Annotated in this window: 17 protein-coding genes; 7 read left to right on the top strand and 10 right to left on the bottom strand. The window is 56.9% G+C overall.

The features are described from left to right. Positions 1 to 12: 12 nt before the first annotated feature. The 9 genes from phaC (PSES9_RS0115795) to PSES9_RS0115755 form a co-directional block, all read right to left on the bottom strand. Positions 13 to 1,647 (bottom strand): class II poly(R)-hydroxyalkanoic acid synthase, encoded by a 1,635-nt coding sequence (gene phaC, locus PSES9_RS0115795; protein ID WP_010488543.1) that lies wholly within the window; start codon positions 1,645 to 1,647, stop codon positions 13 to 15. Between the two features lie 326 nt (positions 1,648 to 1,973). Further along, positions 1,974 to 2,831, bottom strand: coding sequence for a poly(3-hydroxyalkanoate) depolymerase (phaZ, locus tag PSES9_RS0115790; protein WP_010488540.1), 858 nt, complete (start codon positions 2,829 to 2,831; stop codon positions 1,974 to 1,976). Between the two features lie 255 nt (positions 2,832 to 3,086). Further along, the gene (gene phaC / locus PSES9_RS0115785; protein WP_010488539.1) at positions 3,087 to 4,766 is read right to left on the bottom strand and encodes a class II poly(R)-hydroxyalkanoic acid synthase; all 1,680 of its coding nucleotides are present in this window, start codon (positions 4,764 to 4,766) and stop codon (positions 3,087 to 3,089) included. Positions 4,767 to 5,082: 316 nt separating this feature from the next. Further along, positions 5,083 to 5,457 (bottom strand): gamma-butyrobetaine hydroxylase-like domain-containing protein, encoded by a 375-nt coding sequence (locus tag PSES9_RS0115780; RefSeq protein WP_010488537.1) that lies wholly within the window; start codon positions 5,455 to 5,457, stop codon positions 5,083 to 5,085. 195 nt (positions 5,458 to 5,652) lie between these two features. Then, entirely contained in the window at positions 5,653 to 6,993 is a 1,341-nt protein-coding gene (hslU, locus tag PSES9_RS0115775) for an ATP-dependent protease ATPase subunit HslU (protein ID WP_010488535.1), read from the bottom strand. Positions 6,994 to 7,025: 32 nt separating this feature from the next. Next, positions 7,026 to 7,559 (bottom strand): ATP-dependent protease subunit HslV, encoded by a 534-nt coding sequence (hslV, locus tag PSES9_RS0115770; RefSeq protein WP_010488533.1) that lies wholly within the window; start codon positions 7,557 to 7,559, stop codon positions 7,026 to 7,028. Positions 7,560 to 7,732: 173 nt separating this feature from the next. Then, positions 7,733 to 8,401 carry an SPOR domain-containing protein gene (locus PSES9_RS0115765; protein WP_010488531.1) on the bottom strand — a complete coding sequence of 223 codons (669 nt, stop codon included), beginning with the start codon at positions 8,399 to 8,401 and terminating at the stop codon, positions 7,733 to 7,735. Next, complete coding sequence (argS, locus tag PSES9_RS0115760) at positions 8,402 to 10,141, bottom strand: arginine--tRNA ligase (RefSeq protein ID WP_010488529.1); 1,740 nt, start codon at positions 10,139 to 10,141, stop codon at positions 8,402 to 8,404. Between the two features lie 165 nt (positions 10,142 to 10,306). After that, positions 10,307 to 12,526: a primosomal protein N' gene (locus tag PSES9_RS0115755; protein WP_010488527.1), complete on the bottom strand. Its 2,220-nt coding sequence runs from the start codon at positions 12,524 to 12,526 to the stop codon at positions 10,307 to 10,309. Between the two features lie 166 nt (positions 12,527 to 12,692). Between PSES9_RS0115755 and rpmE the strand changes: the two genes are divergently transcribed. From rpmE to PSES9_RS0115740, 3 genes are all read left to right on the top strand, one after another. Beyond that, on the top strand, positions 12,693 to 12,905 hold the full coding sequence (gene rpmE / locus PSES9_RS0115750) for a 50S ribosomal protein L31 (protein WP_010488526.1): 213 nt from the start codon (positions 12,693 to 12,695) through the stop codon (positions 12,903 to 12,905). Positions 12,906 to 12,931: 26 nt separating this feature from the next. Continuing rightward, entirely contained in the window at positions 12,932 to 13,732 is an 801-nt protein-coding gene (locus PSES9_RS0115745) for a thermonuclease family protein (protein ID WP_010488524.1), read from the top strand. A gap of 172 nt (positions 13,733 to 13,904) precedes the next feature. Then, positions 13,905 to 15,173, top strand: coding sequence for a malic enzyme-like NAD(P)-binding protein (locus tag PSES9_RS0115740; RefSeq protein WP_010488523.1), 1,269 nt, complete (start codon positions 13,905 to 13,907; stop codon positions 15,171 to 15,173). Between the two features lie 79 nt (positions 15,174 to 15,252). On the opposite strand, the gene PSES9_RS0115735 is transcribed toward PSES9_RS0115740, so the two are convergent. Continuing rightward, positions 15,253 to 17,733, bottom strand: coding sequence for a penicillin-binding protein 1A (locus PSES9_RS0115735; RefSeq protein WP_010488520.1), 2,481 nt, complete (start codon positions 17,731 to 17,733; stop codon positions 15,253 to 15,255). A 181-nt stretch (positions 17,734 to 17,914) separates the two neighbouring features. Here PSES9_RS0115735 and PSES9_RS0115730 point away from each other — a divergent pair, with 181 nt between their 5' ends. The 4 genes from PSES9_RS0115730 to pilP are packed head-to-tail and all read left to right on the top strand — an operon-like array spanning position 17,915 to position 20,692. Then, positions 17,915 to 18,979, top strand: a complete 1,065-nt coding sequence (locus tag PSES9_RS0115730; RefSeq protein ID WP_010488518.1) for a pilus assembly protein PilM — start codon at positions 17,915 to 17,917, stop codon at positions 18,977 to 18,979. Next, the gene (gene pilN / locus PSES9_RS0115725; RefSeq protein ID WP_010488517.1) at positions 18,979 to 19,551 is read left to right on the top strand and encodes a type 4a pilus biogenesis protein PilN; all 573 of its coding nucleotides are present in this window, start codon (positions 18,979 to 18,981) and stop codon (positions 19,549 to 19,551) included. Before PSES9_RS0115730 ends, pilN begins: the two co-directional genes overlap by 1 nt. Beyond that, a complete protein-coding gene (pilO, locus tag PSES9_RS0115720) occupies positions 19,548 to 20,171 on the top strand; it encodes a type 4a pilus biogenesis protein PilO (RefSeq protein WP_010488515.1) in 624 nt (207 codons plus the stop codon). Before pilN ends, pilO begins: the two co-directional genes overlap by 4 nt. Continuing rightward, on the top strand, positions 20,168 to 20,692 hold the full coding sequence (gene pilP / locus PSES9_RS0115715; protein ID WP_010488514.1) for a type 4a pilus biogenesis lipoprotein PilP: 525 nt from the start codon (positions 20,168 to 20,170) through the stop codon (positions 20,690 to 20,692). The genes pilO and pilP overlap by 4 nt, the downstream gene beginning before the upstream one ends. Positions 20,693 to 20,736 lie beyond the last annotated feature (44 nt).

The raw sequence follows: 20,736 nt of genomic DNA, 5'->3' as shown, positions 1-20,736 counted from the left end.
CAATTGATGGGCTTAGCGCACATGCACATAGTTACCGGGCGCATCAGTCAGCTGCGGATGGTTTTGGTCGCCGATGGCCATGATGGTTTCGCGTTCAGTGCCCGAGCGTGCCTGGATCCATTCCAGCCATTGCGGCCACCAACTGCCTTGCTGATTCTTCGCGTCGTGGTACCAGGCGCGTGGGTCAGAGGTGAGCTTGGGGTTTTCGAAGAAGTTGGCCTTGGGGTTGCCCGGTGGGTTGAGAATACTTTGAATATGCCCGCTGTTGGACAAGATAAAGCGCCGGTTGCCGCCCAGGAGCAGGGTTGAGCGATAGACCGCATCCCAGGGTGTGATGTGGTCATTGATCCCAGCGATGTTGAAACTGTCGACATTGACCTTCTGCATGTCTATCGGCGTGCCGCAAATTTCCAGGGCGCCAGCACGGGTCAGGGGGTTGTACTTGAAAAACTCGATCAGGTCGCCATGCAACGCTGCCGGCAGGCGCGTGTTGTCGTTATTCCAGTACAGGATGTCGAATGCTGGCGGTAGCTTGCCCATCAGGTAGTTGTTGACCCAGTAGTTCCAGATCAAGTCGTTGGGCCGCATCCAGGCAAACACCTTGGCCATATCGCGCCCATCGAGCACGCCTTGTTGATAGGAGCGCCGCTTGGCGGCTTCAAGTGTTTTCTCGTCGGCGAATAACATGGCCGGGCTTTCGATCTGGCTGTCGAGCAGGCTGACCATGTAGGTCGCGCTGGAAACTTTGCGCAGTTGTCGCTTGGCCTGCAGGTGGCCTTGTAGTGCTGCAATGGTCAGTCCGCCAGCACAGGCACCGAGCAGGTTGACGTCTTTGCTGCCGGTAATGGCGCGGCAGGTGTCGAGCGCCTCTTCAAGGGCTTGTACATAGCTGGAAAGGCCCCATTCGCGATGCTGCGGGTCTGGGTTGCGCCAACTGACAACAAAGGTTTGCAGGTTGTTTTTCAGGGCGTACTGGATAAAGCTTTTCTCGGGCGAGAGGTCGAAAATGTAGTACTTGTTGATTTGCGGCGGCACGATCAATAGCGGTTTGGCGTATTGCTTTTCGCTCATCGGCTTGTATTGGATCAGTTCCCGCATTTCATTGCGAAACACCACCGAGCCGGGTGTTGTCGCCAGGTTCCTGCCGACCTCGAATGCATGCTTGCTGACCTGGCTGGGCATGCCGCCGTTGTTCAGCAGGTCATCCAGCAAGTGGTTAAGCCCCTTGAATACGCTGCTGCCGCCACTGTTGAAAAGTTCTTTCAAGGCCAGTGGATTGAGCAGGCTGTTGGACGGTGACAGCGCATCGCTCAACAACGACGAAACAAAACGCGCGCGCGTGCGGTCATCGGCTGACAAGGTGCTTTCATCTATCCAGCTGTTGAGCTGTTTTTGCCATGCCAGATAGGCTTGCAGGCTGCGACGGTAGAAGGGATTGTGATGCCAGGTCGGATCGCTGAAGCGACTGTCTTGCGGGTTGACCTTGTGCGGAGTGTCGCCAACCAGCACGCGGCCTAGTTGACTGCCAAAAGCCAGCAGGTGCTTGGCGCTGTGCACTGGCTGCTTGAGTCCCTGTAGCGCCAGGACGCGGAATGTGGAAATGACATCGCGCCCGCGAAGGCCGGAAATGGCGTTTTGAGCATTCATGGCTCTTGCTTAACGTGGCAAGACGCTTTTGTTAATTTTATCAGGCATGAAATAACACTCCGTCGTTATTACGCTGCGAATCCTTGTATGCATCTCCTTGGCGATCAACAGCGTCAAGCAAAAGGCGAATGCATACCAGGGTGCCAGGACTCGTTGTTTTGTTTGAGCAGCAAGGCTTGTACCAATGTAGGCAAAGCTGCGTTGCAGAGCCTGCGGGGCTTTGAGGCAGAAAATGCCGGGCCCTTAAATGAGTCAACTATAGGGGGCAAGCACTACAAGAGTGCGACAGTCAGATGACGGCGCACTCTGCAGACGGTCCGATACGGCTAGTGGGCCGAGGCGGCAACGGGAACTGGGTGCATGACCGCCCGTTGGCGTTCTTCATCGAGGAACTTCATGATCAGTGGCGCAACCGTTTCAGCCCGGGTTACGAGAAACAGATGGCCGTCATCGATCACATGCAGTTCAGCATTGGGAATACGCCAGGCCAGCATGCGCATGTTGATCAAGGGGATGATCGGGTCGTCATCGCCGGCCAGCACCAAGGTGGGTTGGTGAATCTTGTGCAGCCAATGGATGCTGGTCCAGCCAAGCCCTGCGAACAGCTGCCAGTAGTAGCCGACTTTACCGGATGAGCGCACTTTACTGGCATGGGCCATGGCCAGCTTTGGATCACGACGGAAGGCACCGCCATAGATGGTTGGCGCGATTTGCACCCCATAGGACGGCTGGATATAGCGCCGCGGGCTGGCCATACGCAGCAAGACCTTGGGTTTTCCCGGAACCATAAATGCACCGGCTGAGGTTGCCGCCAATACCAGCTTTTTACAGCGTTCAGGGTAGTCGTAGGCGAATTGCTGGGCCAGTGCTCCGCCCCAGGATACGCCGATTACATTGACCTGGCCGTAGTCGAGGTAGTCGAGCATCCGCGCCGCGAGCTTGGCCAACCCGGGGAAACGATACGGCGTACTGGGCGTGGATGAGCCGCCCACCCCGGGCACATCGAAGGCAATGACTTCAAGCTCGGGGTCGAGTGCTTTAACGAACGGCATGACCAGCTCAAGGTTGGCGCCTATGCCATTGAAGATCAGCAGCGGCGCTATCTTGCTGTTTCCGGGCCGAACCGCAGTCCGGATTGTCTGGCCATCCAGCTCGATGGTGCGAAATACAAATGGTAGCGACATACGCATAACCCTATCAGTTAAACCGTTGGAGTGGACGGTCCCGGCTATAGCCACCAGAGAATCCTGTTCCGCTGAGTTTCAGCGAGCAGCGCTTGGTAGCGCTGCAGGCATGGGTGCGCAGTGCGCAATTAGGCAACCATTGAAAACTACTGCGCTCGATAATGTGAGGGAGGTTGCGTTCGCCCTTCGGCTACTCCCGCTGGCCGTTTCACCTTGCTCTATCGTCGCGCGCTACATTCTCCAGAGTTCCCAGTGTTAACGTTCGTGTACATAAGTGCCCGGTGCGGCTTCACCGGCCGGGTATTTCTTATTTCCAAGCTGGGCTTTCGCCGGTTTGGTTTCACCTGAGCGCTGCGCGAGCCACTGTTGCCAGTGCAGCCACCAGGAATCGGTGTGTTTGGTAGCGCTTGCCTGCCAGTCTTTGGCGTCATCGGGCATTTCGCTATTGGTCATGTAGCGTGACTTTGGGTTGCCCGGCGGATTGAGAATGCTCTGGATATGACCGCTGTTGGACAGAACAAACTCACATTCGCCACCAAATAACTTCGCTGACTTGTAGCAGGATTCCCAGGGCGTGATGTGGTCGGTATTGCCCGCGACGCAGAACAGATCGCTTTTAACCTGCTTAAGGTCGATCGGGGTGCCGCAGACTTCCAGCGCGCCCGAGCGTGTCAATGGGTTGGTCACGAACATGTCAATGAACTCGCCATGCAAGGCCGCCGGCAAGCGCGTGGTGTCGTTGTTCCAGTACAGGATATCGAAAACAGGTGGCTCGTTACCCAACAGATAGTTGTTGACCCAGTAATTCCAGATCAGGTCATTGGGTCGCATCCAGGCAAATACCTTGGCCATGTCGCTGCCTTCGAGCACGCCCGCTTGATAGGAGCGGCGCTTGGCCGCTTCAAGGGTTTTCTCATCGGCAAACAGTGCGACCTGGGTATCCATCTGGGTATCGAGCACACTCACCAGCAGGGTCAATGCATGGACTTTCTGCTCGCCCAGCGCAGCGTAATGGCCAAGCAAGGATGTTGTGGTCAAACCGCCGGAACAGGCGCCGAGCATGTTGACATCTTTGCTGCCGGTGATGGCGCAGACCACATCAATTGCCTCTTTAAGGGCTTCGATGTAAGTGCTCAGGCCCCACTCGCGCTGGGCTTTGGTCGGGTTGCGCCAACTGACGACAAAGGTCTGTATGCTGCTGCGCAGGAGAAAGCGGGCGACGCTTTTTTCCGCCGACAAGTCGAATACATAGAATTTGTTGATCTGCGGTGGCACCACCAGCAGTGGCCGCTGGTGCACTTGCTCGGTGACCGGGGCGTACTGAATCAGTTCGAGCAGGTCATTGCGAAAGACCACGGCGCCTTCGGTGGTCGCCAGGTTCTTGCCAACCTCGAAGGCCGACATATTGACCTGGCTTGGCATGCCGCCGTTGTTGACGAGGTCCTTGGCAAGGTGGGAGAGGCCGTCGAGCAGGCTTTTGCCGCCCGTTTCAAAGAACCGCTTGACCGCCATGGGGTTGGCCAGGGAGTTGCTTGGCGCCATGGCTTCGGTCATGAGGTTGACCACGAAATGGCCACGGCTGGCGTCCTGGGGTGACAAGGTGCTTTCGTCGATCCACTGGTGCAGTTCCTTGCGCCAGGCCAGGTAGGTTTGCAGGTAGCGTCGATAGAGCGGGTTCTGGCTCCAGGCCGGGTCACTGAAACGCCGGTCAGTCGGGTCAACCTCCAGGTCAGACTGGCCAAACATGACGTTCTTGAGCTCAAGGCCAAAATGAGCGGCGTGCTTGGCACTGTGCAAAGGTTGTTTCAGCGCGAGGGACAGAACCATCCGCGCCGTTGTGAGCAGGTCTTTGCCGCGGATCCCAACAACGGGATTAAGGCCTAGGGTGTGTTCTGAAGCTTGTTGCTTCAGAGCATCATTATTTTTATCAGCCATTTGACGCTCCATTGTCCAGAGACAGCTACCGCAAATGCATTATGCGCATGGACATAATGCAAGGCTCGGTATGACTCGGGTTACCCTGTGTAATTAATATCACTACTGCATGCATCCGGAGCACCAGATGCAGGTAACTTGCCAGTTACTTGGTTACCCGAGTTTTTAACTTTACGCAAGGCGTGCGCAGTTTCTGCTTGGCAGCAGTATGCCTTCAGATATTAGAAAATGCGTTCTAACTGTGCGCCTGGTCTTGATCGCGAGCGCTGAAATGGCCGCTTTGGTGCGCGTCGTTCTGCGCGGCGGGCTGCGGTTGTTACTGCATGAGCCGGACAATTGACTCGTTGGGATCGCGCGACTTTCCGGCGGCCCGCAGTTCGGCAAGGTAGTCTGCCCAGAGCTGTTCCTGACGAGTGGCTAGCTGGTACAGGTAGTCCCAGCTGTACAGGCCGCTGTCATGGCCGTCGTCGAAGCACAGTTTTAGTGCGTAATTGCCAGCGGGTTCGATGCGACTCAAGCCAACGTTGATCTTGCCGGTTTGCAGTATTGGGTTGCCATGGCCCTGGACCTCGGCAGAGGGGGAGTGCACGCGCAAGAACTCGGCGGACAAGGTATAGCTGTCCTCGGCGTATTTCAGCGTCAGGGTCTTTGAAGCTTTATGCAGTTCGATTGCGCTGGGGATCTTCGCCATGGAGAGTGCTTACGCCGTGCTGATGATTAAAAACAGTCGTTGGTCTTGCGTAGGGTGTGGCAACGCGAAGCTTGCCCACCATTGTGCATACACCAAAACTTTCAATAGTTAGCAAATAGCTTAGCTGTCTGTAGGTGCGAGGGTGGATGACAAAAGCGTCATCCACCCTACGCTACGCCAAAGGCAAGCGCTCGACTAGAGAATGTAGCGCGACAGGTCTTCGTCTTCAGCCAGGTCACCCAGGTGGCTGTTAACGTAGGCTGCGTCGATCTGGATCGGCTTGCCAGTGTGTTCGGCTGCCAGGTCGCCAGCGCTGAAGGATACTTCCTCGAGCAGGCGTTCAAGCAGGGTGTGCAGGCGTCGCGCACCGATGTTCTCGGTCTTTTCGTTGACCTGCCAGGCAATCTCGGCGATGCGCTTGATGCCGTCACCGAGAAACTCTATACCCAGCCCTTCGGTGTTGAGCAGCGCTGCATATTGCTCGGTGAGCGAGGCGTGGGGCTCGGTGAGGATGCGCTCGAAATCTTCCGGGCTCAGGGCCTTGAGTTCGACCCGGATCGGCAGGCGGCCCTGCAGTTCCGGCACCAGGTCGCTTGGTTTGCTGAGATGGAAGGCACCAGAGGCAATAAACAGGATATGGTCGGTCTTGACCATGCCCAGCTTGGTATTGACTGTGCAGCCTTCGATCAGTGGCAGCAGGTCGCGCTGGACACCTTCGCGCGATACATCGGCGCCGCCGGTGTTACCGCGCTTGGCGACCTTGTCGATTTCGTCGATAAAGACAATGCCGTGCTGCTCAACGGCTTCTAGGGCACGGGTCTTGAGTTCTTCCTCATTGACCAGGCGCGCAGCTTCCTCGTCGCGGACCATCTTCAGGGCGTCCTTGACCTTGAGCTTGCGGCTCTTGGTCTTGCCCTTGCCCATGTTCGAGAACAGGTTTTGCAGCTGGCTGGTCATTTCTTCCATGCCCGGCGGGGTCATGATTTCAATACCGGCTGGGCTGTCGGCGACTTCGATTTCGATTTCCTTGTCATCCAGCTCGCCTTCACGCAAGCGCTTGCGGAACAGCTGGCGGGTGTTGGAGTCGGTGCTCGGCGCTGCTTCTTCCTGGAAGCCAGTGCGTGCAGGCGGCAAGAGGGCGTCGAGGATGCGATCTTCCGCGGCATCTTCGGCGCGGTGACGCACGCGGATGATTTCTTGCTCGCGGAGCATTTTCAGTGCCGCATCGGCCAGGTCGCGAATGATCGACTCGACATCGCGGCCGACATAACCGACCTCGGTGAATTTGGTCGCTTCAACTTTGAGGAAAGGCGCATTGGCAAGCTTGGCAAGACGTCGGGCGATTTCGGTTTTACCGACCCCTGTCGGGCCAATCATCAGGATGTTCTTGGGGGTGACTTCCGCGCGCAATTCGGCGGGCAGCTGCATGCGTCTCCAGCGATTGCGCAGGGCAATCGCGACGGCACGCTTGGCATCATCCTGGCCAATGATGTGACGGTTGAGTTCGTGGACAATTTCACGGGGTGTCATGGACATGGGTAATAGGCTCCAAACGGCGCTCAGGCGGGTTAAACCGCCGAGTCCAGTTCCTCGATAGTCAGATTCTGATTGGTGAACACACAAATAGAAGCGGCAATTTTGAGGGCGCTTTCAGCCACTTCGCGCGCCGACATATCTTCGGTATTTTGCAGCAGGGCGATTGCCGCGGCCTGGGCGAATCCGCCGCCAGAGCCCATGGCGATCAAGCCGTGTTCAGGTTCAACCACATCGCCATTGCCGGTGATGATCAGCGATGCGTCCTTGTTGGCGACCGCGAGCATGGCCTCGAGGCGGCTCAGTGAACGGTCGGTTCGCCAGTCCTTTGCCAGCTCGACAGCGGCACGGATCAAATGCCCCTGATGTTTTTCCAGCTTGCCTTCAAAACGTTCAAACAAGGTGAAGGCGTCTGCAGTTGCGCCTGCGAAACCTGCAAGGACCTGGCCGTGGTAAAGGCGGCGAACTTTTTTCGCGTTGCCTTTCATCACGGTATTACCCAAGGAAACCTGGCCGTCGCCGCCCATCACGACTTTGCCGTGGCGGCGCACTGATACGATTGTGGTCAAGGGGAGAGTCTCCACGCTGCGGGGCGAAAATGCCCAATGTAGAAACAAATGGGGGGGCGATGGCGGCTTTTCAACCAGGGTGGGGGGATTTTTGCTTGAACGGAGCTTGAGGGCGTAACAGAAAATTGCTGACCGGCTGTGATCAGCCGGTCATATACAGGGCTTGCCGTTGCCTAGTTGGCCTGGCGCTGTTGCAGTAACAGATTGCTGAAACCGTTGGCGGCCAAGGTTTTTTGCGACTGCGACAGTTGCTCGCGCGACGAGAACGGCCCGACTAAAACGCGGTGCCAGGTTTCGTCTTTTACGGTGCCGGCTTCCACTCGTACGTTTTGCCCGAGCAGGGTGATTTGCGCACGCACGCTTTCGGCGTCGTCCTTGCGCCGGAACGAACCGGCCTGCAGGAAAAACTGGGTCGTCACCGGTGCGACCTGGGCGATAACCGGTGGGGGTGGTGGCGTTTCACCCTTGAGCGCAGCTTCAGCCCGTGCAGCATCGATCTTTGCGGCTTCCGCAGGGGTTACCGGTTTCTGCGCTGGCTTGCTTGGCGGAACCGCTTCAGGCGGCACTATGACTTCCGACTCGGGCAACAAGGTATAGAAGTCATACTTGGGCTTGCTTGCTTCAGGCTTGGCCACAGGTTTGGCCGGTTTTGCGTTGCGCGCATGTTCCGTGCGATCGCGTTGCACCTCGCCGCTGCCAGGCTTGAGGTTCATCAGGAGCATGACAAACACGCCGATAGCCAAGCCACAGGCGAGCCAGATCCACCCGGGAATGGGTTTCTTTGCGGGTGCTTTATAGCGACTGGCCCCGCGCTTGGGGGCCGGTTTTTTGCGGGCTGCCACTTACATGCGCTCCAAGGTTTCCAGGCCGAGTAATTGCAGACCTTGTTTGAGTGTTCGGCCGCTCAGTGCTGCAAGGCGCAGGCGGCTTTGTTGAGTTTCCGGACTTTCGGCGGTGATGATCGGGCAGTGCTCGTAGAAGCTTGAGAACAAGCCAGCCACATCGTAAAGGTAGCTGCACAGGATATGCGGCGTGCCTTTGTCGGCGACACTGTTGAGTACTTCGCCGAACTGGGCAAGCTTTCCTGCCAGGTCGATTTCTTGCGGGGCCTGCAGGTCGAGCGGGCCGTTGATCTCGTCAAATGACTTGCCGAGCTTGCGCAGCACGCTGGCGACACGGGTATAGGCGTAGAGCAGATAGGGCGCGGTGTTGCCTTCAAAACTGAGCATCAGCTCGAAGTTGAAGCTGTAGTCGCTGGTGCGATGCTTCGACAGGTCGGCGTATTTAACGGCGCCAATGCCAACGGCGTGGGCAATGGTGCGCAGCTCGTCTTCGGCGATATCGGGGTTTTTCGCTTTGACCAACTGATAGGCGCGCTCTTCGGCCTCGTCGAGCAGGTCGATCAGCTTTACCGTGCCGCCATCGCGGGTCTTGAAGGGGCGACCGTCTGCGCCATTCATGGTGCCAAAGCCCATGTGTTCAAGCTGCATGTGTGGTGCGACAAACTCGGCGCGGCGTGCCACTTCAAATGCCATCTGGAAATGCAGCGCCTGGCGCTGGTCGACAAAATACAAAGCGCGGTCAGCCTTGAGCGTCTGGCTGCGATAACGCATGGCGGCAAGGTCGGTGGTCGAATACAGGTAACCGCCGCCGGCTTTCTGCACTATCACTGGCAAGGGATTGCCTTCGGCGTTCTTGAACTCATCGAGGAATACGCACTTGGCGCCTTCGCTTTCGCTGAGCAGGCCTTTGCTTTGCAGGTCTGCGACTATGTTGGCCAGGTCGTCGTTGTAGGCGCTCTCGCCGCGAACATCGGCTGGGGTCAGTTTGACGTTGAGGCGGTCGTAGGCTTTCTGGCAGTGGCTCAGGGAGATTTCATTGAAGCGGTGCCATAGGCGCATGCACTCGGGTTCACCGGCCTGCAGTTGGACCACCAGTTCGCGGGCGCGGTTGGCGAAGTCTTCGGATTCATCAAAGCGCTTTTTCGCGGCCCGGTAGAACACTTCGAGGTCGGACAGCTCGCTCTTTGCCGCCTCGGGATTCTCTTCCATATAGGCCAGCAGCATGCCGAACTGGGTGCCCCAGTCGCCAACATGGTTTTGGCGGATGACCTCGTCGCCAAGAAACTCGAGCACGCGCGCCACGGCGTCACCAATGATGGTCGAACGCAGGTGGCCGACGTGCATCTCCTTGGCCAGGTTGGGTGACGACAGGTCGATAACAACCCGTTGCGCCGCGCCAGCCTTGCGCACATTCAGCTGTGGATCAGCCAGCGCGGCTTCAAGGCGCTGGGCCAGCGCTGCGCTGTTTTGATAGAAGTTGAGAAAGCCTGGGCCGGCAATTTCGACCTTGTTGATTTGCGGGTCGGCCGGTAGCGCGGCAACCAGTTTTTCAGCCAGGTCGCGTGGTTTCATCCCGGCGGGCTTGGCCAGCATCATGGCGATATTGCTGGCGAAGTCCCCGTTGCTCTTGTCTTTGGTGTTCTCCACCTGGATCGTCGGGGTCAAGCCTTCTGGCAGCACGCCGTCAGCGGTCAGGACGGTCAGGGCTTGTTGGATCAGGTGGCGAATGCTGTCTTTCATGGTCTGCTCTGTCGGCCGATCTGGCGCGGCTGCGCGTGGGGCACTGGTTGAAAACTGCACATTATCGGCAGGTTTGGGGGCTCGCATCAAGGGCAAAGCTCTCAGTGGTGGCTAAAACCCTGATTGATTGCTTATCAAGCCTAGTCTGTTGGCGCCTGCAATGGGTTAGAACAAGTCAATTGGATAACCATCCAGTGACCAGCGCACGGCTCGGCCGCTGGGCATTTGTTCCAGCGCGTTGAGCCAACTGTGAAGCAAACGGTGCAGGGGCGCTCGGGCATTACTTTGGATTAGAAGCTGCGCACGGTAACGACCAGCTCGACGCTCCATTGGTGCGGGGACAGGCCCCAGTAATTCGATGCCGCTCAGTTGCAGCTCTTCAAGTTGTAACTCGGCCTCGGTGCAGGCCTGATCGAGAAAGCCTTCAGCCTGGCCTGGCTTGTGCGCCTCTGCACGGAGCAGGGCCAAGTGAGTGAATGGCGGCAAGCCTGCACTGCGGCGCTCGCTGAGGGCTTGTTCGGCGAATGCGAAGTAGCCTTGCTCGGTGAGCTGTACCAGCAGCGGATGATCAGCTAAATGACTTTGAATGATGACCTTGCCTGGTTCTTCAGCCCGTCCTGCGCGCCCGGCGACTTGCACAATCAACTGGGCCATACGCTCGCTGGCGCGGAAGTCCGCGGAGAACAGGCCGCCGTCGGCATCAAGAATGGCCACCAGTGTCACGCGGGGGAAGTGATGCCCCTTGGCGAGCATTTGCGTGCCGACCAAGATGCAGGGCTCGCCTTTCTGGATGGTGTTAAACAGCTTGGTCATCGCGTCCTTGCGTGAAGTGCTGTCACGGTCGACGCGCAGTACCGGGATCTCCGGAAAGAGTATTTCCAGGCGCTCCTCGGCACGCTCGGTGCCTGCACCAACGGGTCGCAGGTCGACGCTTTGGCATTTCGGGCAGTTGTGTGGCTGGCGTTCAGCGTGGCCGCAGTGGTGGCAACGCAGTTCGCGAGAGCGCTGGTGTACCGTCATCCTGGCATCGCAGCGCGGACACTCCGACAGCCAGCCACAATCATGGCATAGCAAAGTTGGCGCAAAGCCGCGCCGGTTGAGGAATACCAAGACTTGTTGGCCTGCCTCCAATGTCTTGCGTATGGCTTTCTTCATGGGGCCGGAAATCCCGGAGTCGAGCGGCAGGCTCTTTACATCAAGCCGCAGAAACTTGGGCGCCTTGGCGCTTCCCGCGCGCTGATTGAGGCGCAACAGGGCATAGCGGCCTATGTTGGCGTTGTGCAGGCTTTCCAGGGATGGCGTGGCCGAGCCGAGCACAATCGGGATGTTCTCTTGGTGGGCGCGGACAATGGCCAGGTCGCGGGCGTGATAGCGCAGGCCTTCCTGCTGTTTATAGGAGGCGTCGTGTTCTTCATCAATGATGATCAGCCCCGGATTTTTCATCGGCGTAAAGAGTGCTGAGCGGGTGCCGATAATAATATCGGCCTCGCCGTCGCGTGCCGCCAGCCAGGCATCGAGCCGGTCGCGATCGTTAACGGCAGAATGCAGTAAGGCGATGCGGGCATTAAAGCGCCGTTCGAAGCGCTCCAGGGTTTGGGGGCCAAGATTGATTTCCGGGATCAAAATCAGCGCCTGCTTGCCAGCCTCCAGTGTTTCGCGGATGAGTTGCAAATAGACTTCGGTCTTGCCGCTGCCGGTCACGCCTGCGAGCAGGTAGGTATTGAAGCTACCAAGCCCTGAGCGGATCGCTGTGGCGGCTGCGCTTTGTTCGGGGTTCAGGGTCAGCTCGGGTTGCGCCAGCCAGTTGGTCGGCCGTGGATGGGCTGCATGGCGTCGCACCTCGATGCGTACCAGGTCCTTTTCGCGAAGTAACTCAAGGCTGTCTTTATTAAGCTGCAACTGGCTGAGCAGGCCGTGTGCCACGCCGTGCGGGTGTTGGGCGATGGTTTTCAAGGCGTCTCGCTGGCGCGGGGCTCGGCTCAGGCGTGGGTCGTCGATGCTGGCACCATCATTGGCCAGCCAGAAGCGCTCCTGGCGTGCCTGCGCCGGTTCGCCTTGGCGTAGCAGGATTGGCAGCGCCCAACTGAAAGTGTCACCCAGGCTATGTTGGTAATACTGCGCCGTCCACAGGCAGAACTTGAAGAATGCGCTTGGCAGCGGTGATTGCGGGTCGAGCAGTTCCAGTGCCGGCTTCAGCTTGTCGGCCGGTATGTCGCTATGTGTGCAGACCTTGACCAGAATGCCGACCATCTCTCGGCGGCCAAACGGCACGCGCAGCCGGCTGCCTGGCTGCAAAGCCTCAAGCGCGACGCCCGCGGGCGGCAGGTAGTCGAATAGTCGGCGCAGTGGCGAAGGCAATGCGAGGCGCAAGATGGCGTCGGTCACACACAGGCTCCCGGTGAGAAGGAGCCGAATATTAGCATGTGATCAAGCGACAGCCGGTGCTTTACACTGCTTGCGTGGGTTTGTGGGTCTGGTATAGTCCGCAACCCGTTCCGTGCGGTACCTGACATCCGGTTAGGCGGCGGCACACATTATTGAGGAATACCCGATGAAAGCCGATATCCATCCAGAATACGTCGCTATCGAAGCTACTTGCAGCTGCGGTAACGTTATCCACACGCGTTCGACTCTGGCCAAGCCACTGAGCCTCGACGTTTGCTCTGAGTGCCACCCGTTCTACACCGGTAAGCAGAAAGTCCTGGACGCTGGCGGCCGTATCGACCGCTTCAAGCAGCGTTTCGGTGTGTTCGGCGCCAAGTAAGCAGCCGAATCGTCAAGAGTCGCCCGATGGTGCTCTTCTCGAAACTGAAAAAGGCGTCCCTGGTGGGCGCCTTTTTTGTTTCCGGGCTTTACCTTTCTCCTGCCCTGGCGCTTTGCCCTGCAACGATTGTTGAGGCGCCGGTGGAAGTCAGTCGGGTAGTCGATGGTGACACGCTGCGTCTGGTCGATGGGCGAAGCGTGCGCTTGATCGGTATCAATGCGCCCGAGATGGCCCGCAAAGGGCGAAGCGTCGAACCCTATGCGGTGCAGGCACGGCGCCGCCTCAGTGCATTGGTCGCTGCCAGTGGCGGGCAGGTAACCCTGCAGCTTGGGGTTGAGCCCAAGGATCGCTATGGGCGCACGCTCGCCCATGTATTTGATGTTCAGGGGCGCAGCCTTGAGGCGCAGTTGCTTGTCGAGGGACTTGGCTATTGGGTGGCGCTAGCACCCAATCTTGGACAGTGGCAGTGCTTGCAAGGCGCAGAACAATCTGCCCGGGAGGCCGGGCTTGGGTTATGGCGCAAATCCCCGGTGGTTGAACCTGAATCGCTGCGCTCAGGTGGTTTCGCCTTAGTGCGCGGCAAGGTCAGGCAAGTGCAGCGTAACCGTGGTGGCCTTTGGCTGGAGATGGGTGGCTCGCTGGTGTTGCGTGTTCCGGTAGAGCAGGTTGATGACTTTACCAGGGTGCATGGCAGCGCCTTGACTGGGCGATCAATCGAGGCGCGCGGCTGGGTGGTCGACCGAGCCCGGCGTTCAGCCAAAACGAAAAAGCAGGCACGCTGGATGTTGACCCTGGGGCATCAGTCAATGATGCAGGTGCTGCCTTGACGCCGTAATTATGCACAACCAAGGTTCGGATTTGGCTGGATTTAAGAACCTTCACAGTAGGCAAGGCCGGGGTGTTTAGTGCTAAGGCTGACCGAACAGTCTTGTGCAGCTGTATACAATTTGCGTATCCTCGACGGTCTGCATTAACAGCCCAAAAAAGCGGAACGCCAATATGTCTGATTTGAAAACTGCCGCTCTCGAATATCATGCCCAGCCACGTCCGGGTAAGCTTAGCGTAGAGCTGACCAAGCCAACTGCAACTGCTCGTGATTTGTCTTTGGCCTACAGCCCAGGCGTTGCCGAGCCTGTGCGTGAAATTGCCCGCGATCCTGAGTTGGCCTACCAGTACACCGGCAAAGGTAACCTGGTTGCGGTGATCTCTGACGGCACCGCGATTCTGGGGTTGGGTAACCTGGGTCCATTGGCTTCCAAGCCTGTTATGGAAGGTAAAGGTGTTCTGTTCAAGCGTTTCGCAGGTATCGATGTGTTCGATATCGAAGTCGATTCTGAAAGCCCGCAGGCCTTTATCGACACCGTAAAGCGTATCTCCATCACCTTCGGCGGCATCAACCTTGAAGACATCAAGGCCCCTGAATGCTTTGAAATCGAGCGCGCGCTGATCGAACAGTGCGATATTCCGGTGTTCCATGATGACCAGCATGGCACCGCGATCGTGACAGCCGCAGGCATGCTCAATGCGCTGGAAATCGCCGGCAAGACTGTCGAAGAAGCCAAGATTGTTTGCCTCGGTGGCGGCGCTGCAGCCATCTCATGCATGAAGTTGCTGGTGAGCATGGGCGCCAAGGTCGAAAACATCTACATGATCGACCGCAAGGGTGTTATCCACGCTGGCCGTGATGACCTCAACCAGTACAAGGCTGTCTTTGCCAGCGAAACTGACAAACGCACCCTGGATGACGCGCTTGACGGTGCTGACGTATTTGTTGGTTTGTCCGGTGCAAACCTGCTCAGTCCTGAAGGTCTGCTGCGGATGGCGGCAAACCCAATCGTCTTTGCCTGCTCCAACCCGGACCCGGAAATCAAGCCAGAACTGGCGCACGCCACACGCAGCGACGTGATCATGGCGACGGGTCGTTCCGACTATCCAAACCAGGTCAACAACGTACTCGGCTTCCCGTTCATCTTCCGTGGCGCCCTTGACGTTCGTGCTACGCGCATCAACGAAGAGATGAAAATCGCTGCTGCAATTGCGCTGCGTGACCTGGCCAAGCTGCCAGTGCCCAAGGAAGTGTGCGACGCCTACGGTGGCATTGAGCTGTCCTTTGGCCGCGAGTACATCATTCCGAAGCCAATGGATGCCCGCTTGATCACCCTGATCTCTGATGCTGTTGCCAAAGCGGCAATCGAGAGCGGCGTGCCCACGCTGCCATACCCTGCGCACTATCCGCTGCAATCGGTGGATGATGTGTTCAAGGGTTAAGCCTGACGCATAAAAAAACCGCTTCGGCGGTTTTTTTATGCGCGCTGTTCGGGCTCACGCATGTTGTGAGCCCGGCGCCTCAGAACAGGTCGATCGGGGCCGAGTCATCGGCTGGCAATGGGCTGCCGGGTACGCCGAGGTTGGGATCGATCTCTCCCATTGAAGGTGGCGTATCTTCGTTCTTGAACAGTTCGAAATAGGCGCCAGGCGTGCCGGGCGATGCGGTGCGCCCACTGAAAGGATCGATGCGCAGCGTCAGTATTCCAGGTGGCTCTTTCGGTGGATTGCTGGGTTTGTCCTTGAGCGCGGCGCCCATGTACTTCATCCAGATTGGCAGGGCGACGGTGCCACCAAACTCGTGTCGACCAAGGCTTTCCGGTTGGTCAAAACCGGTCCATACGGTGGTGACGTAGTCGGCGTTGTAGCCTGAGAACCAGCTGTCCTTAGACTCGTTGGTGGTGCCGGTTTTGCCGGAAAGATCGTCGCGACCAAGTGCCAGCGCGCGCCGTCCGGTGCCGCGCTTGATCACGTCTTGAAGCATGCTGGTCATGATATAGGCGGTGCGCGCGTCAATGATGCGCTTGGCAACAGCGGGTTCAACCGGGGCTTGTGGATCTGTAGCTTCGGTTGGTGCTGCAACCTCGGTTTCCAGTGCCGGTGCTTCAGGTGCTGCCTGGCCGGCGCTGTCTTGGGCCAGCTCTTGCAATTGCTCATCTTCAGTTTGCTCTACGCTGGGCACCGTCGGCGGGTTGGCGGTGAATACGGTTTTGCCGTGACGATCGTCAATTTTCTGGATCAAGTAGGGTTCGGTCTTGTAGCCGCCATTGGCGAATACCGACCAGCCTCCTGCAACTTCCATCGGCGTCAGGTCGGCGGTGCCGAGGGCCAGGGACAAGTTTGGCGGCAGGTCTTGTTTGTTGAAGCCGAACTTGGTCGCATAGTTGCGGGCGTATTCAACGCCAATCGCCTGTAGCAGTCGGATCGAAACCAGGTTGCGCGACTTGTACAGGGCGACGCGCAAGCGGATCGGGCCCAGGAAGGTGTTGTTGTCATTCTTGGGGCGCCAGACTTCATCGGTGTTGCTGCTGGCAAAGACGATCGGGGCGTCGTTAACCAGGGTCGCAGCGGTGTAGCCTTTGTCGAGGGCGGCGCTGTAAAAGAAAGGTTTGAAGCTTGATCCTGGCTGGCGCTTGGCCTGAATTGCGCGGTTATAGTTGCTTTGCTCGAATGAGAAGCCGCCAACCAGCGCGAGAATTGCACCGTTCTTGGGGTCAAGCGAAACCAGCGCGCCTTGGGCGGCCGGCATTTGTACAAAGTTAAGGCTGCCATCTTCCTGGCGTTGCACGCGGACAAGGTCGCGGACCTGGGCTACGTCACTCGGCTGTTTGGGGCGAGGGCCCATGCTGTTGGTATTGAGGAAAGGGCGTGCCCATTTCATGCTTTCCCAGTTGACGGCTTCTTCTTTGCCGTCGCGGGTCAGGACCAGAATACCGCTCTTCTCAACCTGGGTGACAATTGCGGGTTCAAGGCCGCCAAGCTGGGATTTCTTTGCCAACTCAGCCAGCCAGGTTTCCTTGGTCATGCCTGGCAGGCGGCTTTCAGGGCCGCGATAGCCGTGGCGCTGGTCATAAGACAGCAAGCCGCTGCGCAGCGCACTGTTGGCCGTTTCTTGCAGGTTGCTGGGTACAGTGGTGTAGACGTTGAAGCCTTCGGTATAGGCATCGCTGCCGTAACGGCCGACCATTTCGGCGCGGGCCATCTCGGCGATATAGGGTGCAGCGAGTTCCGGGGCGGCGACGTGGTAGCTGGCGTTGACTGGCTCGGCGAGTGCTTCCTGATAGCGTTGTTCGTCAATTTTTCCGAGCAGGTGAAGACGGCCCAGAATCCAGTCGCGACGTTCTTTGGCACGGGTCGGGTTTACCAGTGGGTTATAGCGCGATGGTGCCTTGGGGAGCCCGGCAATCATTGCCAGTTGGGAGAGCGTCAACTCACCGATGGGTTTGCCGTAATAAACCTGTGATGCTGCTTCTATACCGTATGCGCGTTGGCCGAGGTAGATCTTATTGACGTACAGCTCGAGAATTTCGTTCTTGCTGAGTTCGCGTTCTATTTGCAGGGCCAGCAGGATTTCGTTGATTTTCCGGGAAAAACTGCGCTCGTTGGTCAGGAAGTAGTTTTTGGCGACCTGCATGGTAATAGTGCTACCGCCGGTTTGAATTTGGCCGCTTTTTAAAATTTGCGTGGCAGCGCGCATCAAACTACTTGGGTCGACGCCATAATGGTGCTCGAAGTTATCGTCTTCGGCAGCCAGTAATGCGTTGATGAAGTCAGGCGGGATATCTTTGAATTCGATGGGGGAGCGTCGCATCTCACCAAATTCGGCGATCAGTTTTCCGTCGCTGCTAAATACTCTCAAGGGTATTTGCAGCTGGATACTACGCAATGAGTCGACAGAGGGCAGGCTCGGGCTTAGGTAGAGGAACGCACCACTTAAACTGAGTAGCAGGCCACAAAAAATGGCGACACAGGACCAAGCAAAGAATTTCAGCAAACGCATCAAGATTTTTGGATTTCCAGATAAAAGAATGAGTTAAGAACAAGACAAAGCAAAAAGGAAAAAATCGATCACATTATAAGCGTTTTTTTCCACTGGGAGCCATTTGCGCTTCTGTCAAGACTGTTATTTAATGTAGAAAAACATAAATAGTCCGTAAGTAACGGATGCCAATAGGAAATCGGTCGTGCTAGGGCTCTTCAATAAGAAAGCGAATACGCTGCTGGGGATTGATATCAGTTCGACCTCGGTAAAGCTCCTCGAGTTGAGTTGCTCAGGAGGCCGCTACAAAGTAGAGGCCTATGCTGTTGAGCCACTCCCACCTAATGCTGTAGTTGAAAAGAATATCGCCGAGATGGAGGGGGTCGGCCAGGCACTGACGCGCGTGCTCGCTAAAGCCAAAACCGGAGTCAAGACTGTCGCGGTTGCAGTTGCGGGTTCTGCGGTGATTACCAAGACCATCGAAATGGAAGCCGGGCTTTCCGATGATGATCTTGAGAATCAATTGAAGATCGAGGCGGATCAATACATTCCTTATCCACTGGAAGAAGTTGCTATCGACTTTGAAGTCCAGGGGTTGTCGCCGCGCAATGCTGAGCGAGTTGAGGTGTTGCTCGCGGCATGTCGCAAAGAGAATGTCGAGGTTCGCGAAGCCGCCTTGGCCCTCGCTGGCCTGACCGCCAAGGTGGTGGACGTTGAGGCCTATGCGCTCGAGCGCTCCTTCGCCCTGCTCGCAGAGCAACTGGGCTCCGGTGATGATGACTTGACCGTGGCGGTTGTCGATATCGGTGCAACCATGACCACCTTGAGTGTCTTGCATAACGGCAAGACCATCTATACGCGTGAGCAGATGTTCGGTGGCAAGCAGCTGACTGAAGAAATCCAGCGTCGCTATGGCTTGTCTGTCGAGGAAGCTGGCCTTGCGAAAAAAAAAGGCGGATTGCCAGACGACTACGACAGCGAGGTTTTGCAGCCGTTCAAGCAGGCGGTTGTGCAGCAGGTCTCGCGTTCGTTGCAATTCTTCTTTGCAGCTGGCCAGTACAACGATGTCGATTACATCCTGTTGGCTGGAGGCACGGCTTCTATCCCTGATCTCGATCGCCTGATTCAACAGAAGATCGGCACGCAGACATTGGTCGCTAATCCGTTCGCTGACATGGCGTTAAGTAGCAAGGTCAATGCGGGGGCGCTCGCCAGTGATGCGCCGGCACTGATGATTGCTTGTGGTCTGGCGATGAGGAGTTTCGACTAATGGCACGGATCAACTTACTTCCGTGGCGAGAGCAGTTACGCGAGGAGCGCAAGCAGCGTTTCCTGGTTGCTCTCGGCGGCGTGCTGGCAGTATCTGCTGGCCTGGTGTTTTTGGGCGATCAGTACTTAAGCAGTGCGATTGAACAGCAAAATGCGCGTAATGAATTTGTGCGTAAAGAAATTGCTGTGCTCGACACCCGGATCAAGGAAATCAGCGAGCTGAAAAAACGCCGTGAGCAATTGCTTGAGCGGATGAAAATCATTCAGGACTTGCAGGGCAATCGGCCGATTATTGGCCGGGTTTTTGATCAGTTAGTGAGAACTCTGCCCGATGGCGTTTACTTCACCGGGCTTAAAATGACCGGTAAGAACATCGCGATTGTCGGTGCCGCTGAATCCAATAACCGTGTATCCAATTTAATGCGCAATCTCGACTCATCACCATGGTTGACCGAACCTAACTTGACCGAAGTTAAGGCGGTGACTGCTGGAGCGGTTGATCAGGCAAACGTGTTTCAGCTGACGGTGCAGCAAACCCAGCCGAAGCTTGATGGCGAGGAAGTTAAAAAATGAGCCTGAGAGAATCGCTGGAAAGTTTGAAGCAGGTCGATCTAAACGACCTTGATTTGAATAATGTTGGCTCCTGGCCTGCAGCGGTCAAGGTGATTGCGGGTGCACTGCTGTTAGTTCTGGTGCTGGCACTGGGCTATAAATTCCACTTGGAAGATTTGCAAACCCAGCTCTCGGGCAAGCAGCAGGAAGAGGTCACGCTCAAGGAGCAGTTCTCGTCCAAGGCTTTTCAGGCTGCAAACCTGGAGGCTTATAAAGAGCAAATGAAGGAAATGGAAGTTTCCTTCGGCGCGCTGCTCAAGCAACTGCCGAGTGACACCGAGGTGCCTGGCCTGCTCGAAGACATTACGCGCACCGGTCTGGGCAGTGGTCTCGAGTTTGAAGAGATCAAGCTCCTGCCGGAAGTGACGCAACAGTTTTATATCGAGCTGCCGATACAGATCAAGGTGGTTGGTACTTATCACGACCTGGCTACCTTCGTCAGCGGGGTCGCCAGCCTGCCGCGTATTGTAACGCTGCATGACTTTGATCTTGTGCCGGCCAGTAAAGACACAACGAGCAAGCTGCGTATGTCGATTCTTGCTAAAACCTACCGTTATAACGATAAGGGGGTGCAGAAATGAAACGCGCCCATTTAGCAACTTTCCTAACGGTATTGACGCTTAGCGGCTGTGGTTCGAGCAGTGATTTTGCTGATTTGCAGGCCTATATGGATGAGGTACGAGCTCGGCCAAAGGGTTCCATCGAACCGCTGCCGAAGTTCCAGCCTTATGAAAGCTTTACCTACAGCGCTGCGTCGCTGAGGAGCCCATTCCAGCCGCCAGTGAAGATCGAAATGGTGCAGCGAGCCAAGGGCTCGAAGGAAATCAAGCCCGACGAAACGCGGGTGAAGCAGTTCCTTGAAGGCTTCAATATCGAGGTTTTCGAGATGGTCGGCACTTTGGCCAACGATCGTGGGACCTATGCCCTGGTTAGCGGTGCAGGAGGCGTTCACCGGGTCAAGGTTGGGGATTACCTTGGCCGTAATAATGGGCGCATCACTGCTATCAGCGAATCACAAATCGATGTGATTGAAATCGTTCCCGATGGTGAAGGTGGCTGGCTGGAACGTCCGCGAAGCCTCTCCCTCAAGGAGCGCTCTTAAATGAGCGGAGAGAACATGAAAAAAAATAATCTGTTTGCCAAACG

Origin of the sequence: Pseudomonas sp. S9 (assembly GCF_000222125.1) — a bacterium.
In the GTDB taxonomy this organism is placed as follows: domain Bacteria; phylum Pseudomonadota; class Gammaproteobacteria; order Pseudomonadales; family Pseudomonadaceae; genus Aquipseudomonas; species Aquipseudomonas segetis.
This window is presented reverse-complemented; position numbering and strand designations above follow the sequence as displayed.

Excerpts from the sequence above, each read along its gene's own strand:
- phaC (WP_010488543.1), bottom strand. The coding sequence starts at position 1,647 with ATGAATGCTCAAAACGCCATTTCCGGCCTTCGCGGGCGCGATGTCATT.
- phaZ (WP_010488540.1), bottom strand. The coding sequence starts at position 2,831 with ATGTCGCTACCATTTGTATTTCGCACCATCGAGCTGGATGGCCAGACA.
- phaC (WP_010488539.1), bottom strand. The coding sequence starts at position 4,766 with ATGGCTGATAAAAATAATGATGCTCTGAAGCAACAAGCTTCAGAACAC.
- PSES9_RS0115780 (WP_010488537.1), bottom strand. The coding sequence starts at position 5,457 with ATGGCGAAGATCCCCAGCGCAATCGAACTGCATAAAGCTTCAAAGACC.
- hslU (WP_010488535.1), bottom strand. The coding sequence starts at position 6,993 with ATGTCCATGACACCCCGTGAAATTGTCCACGAACTCAACCGTCACATC.
- argS (WP_010488529.1), bottom strand. The coding sequence starts at position 10,141 with ATGAAAGACAGCATTCGCCACCTGATCCAACAAGCCCTGACCGTCCTG.
- rpmE (WP_010488526.1), top strand. The coding sequence starts at position 12,693 with ATGAAAGCCGATATCCATCCAGAATACGTCGCTATCGAAGCTACTTGC.
- PSES9_RS0115745 (WP_010488524.1), top strand. The coding sequence starts at position 12,932 with ATGGTGCTCTTCTCGAAACTGAAAAAGGCGTCCCTGGTGGGCGCCTTT.
- PSES9_RS0115740 (WP_010488523.1), top strand. The coding sequence starts at position 13,905 with ATGTCTGATTTGAAAACTGCCGCTCTCGAATATCATGCCCAGCCACGT.
- pilN (WP_010488517.1), top strand. The coding sequence starts at position 18,979 with ATGGCACGGATCAACTTACTTCCGTGGCGAGAGCAGTTACGCGAGGAG.
- pilO (WP_010488515.1), top strand. The coding sequence starts at position 19,548 with ATGAGCCTGAGAGAATCGCTGGAAAGTTTGAAGCAGGTCGATCTAAAC.
- pilP (WP_010488514.1), top strand. The coding sequence starts at position 20,168 with ATGAAACGCGCCCATTTAGCAACTTTCCTAACGGTATTGACGCTTAGC.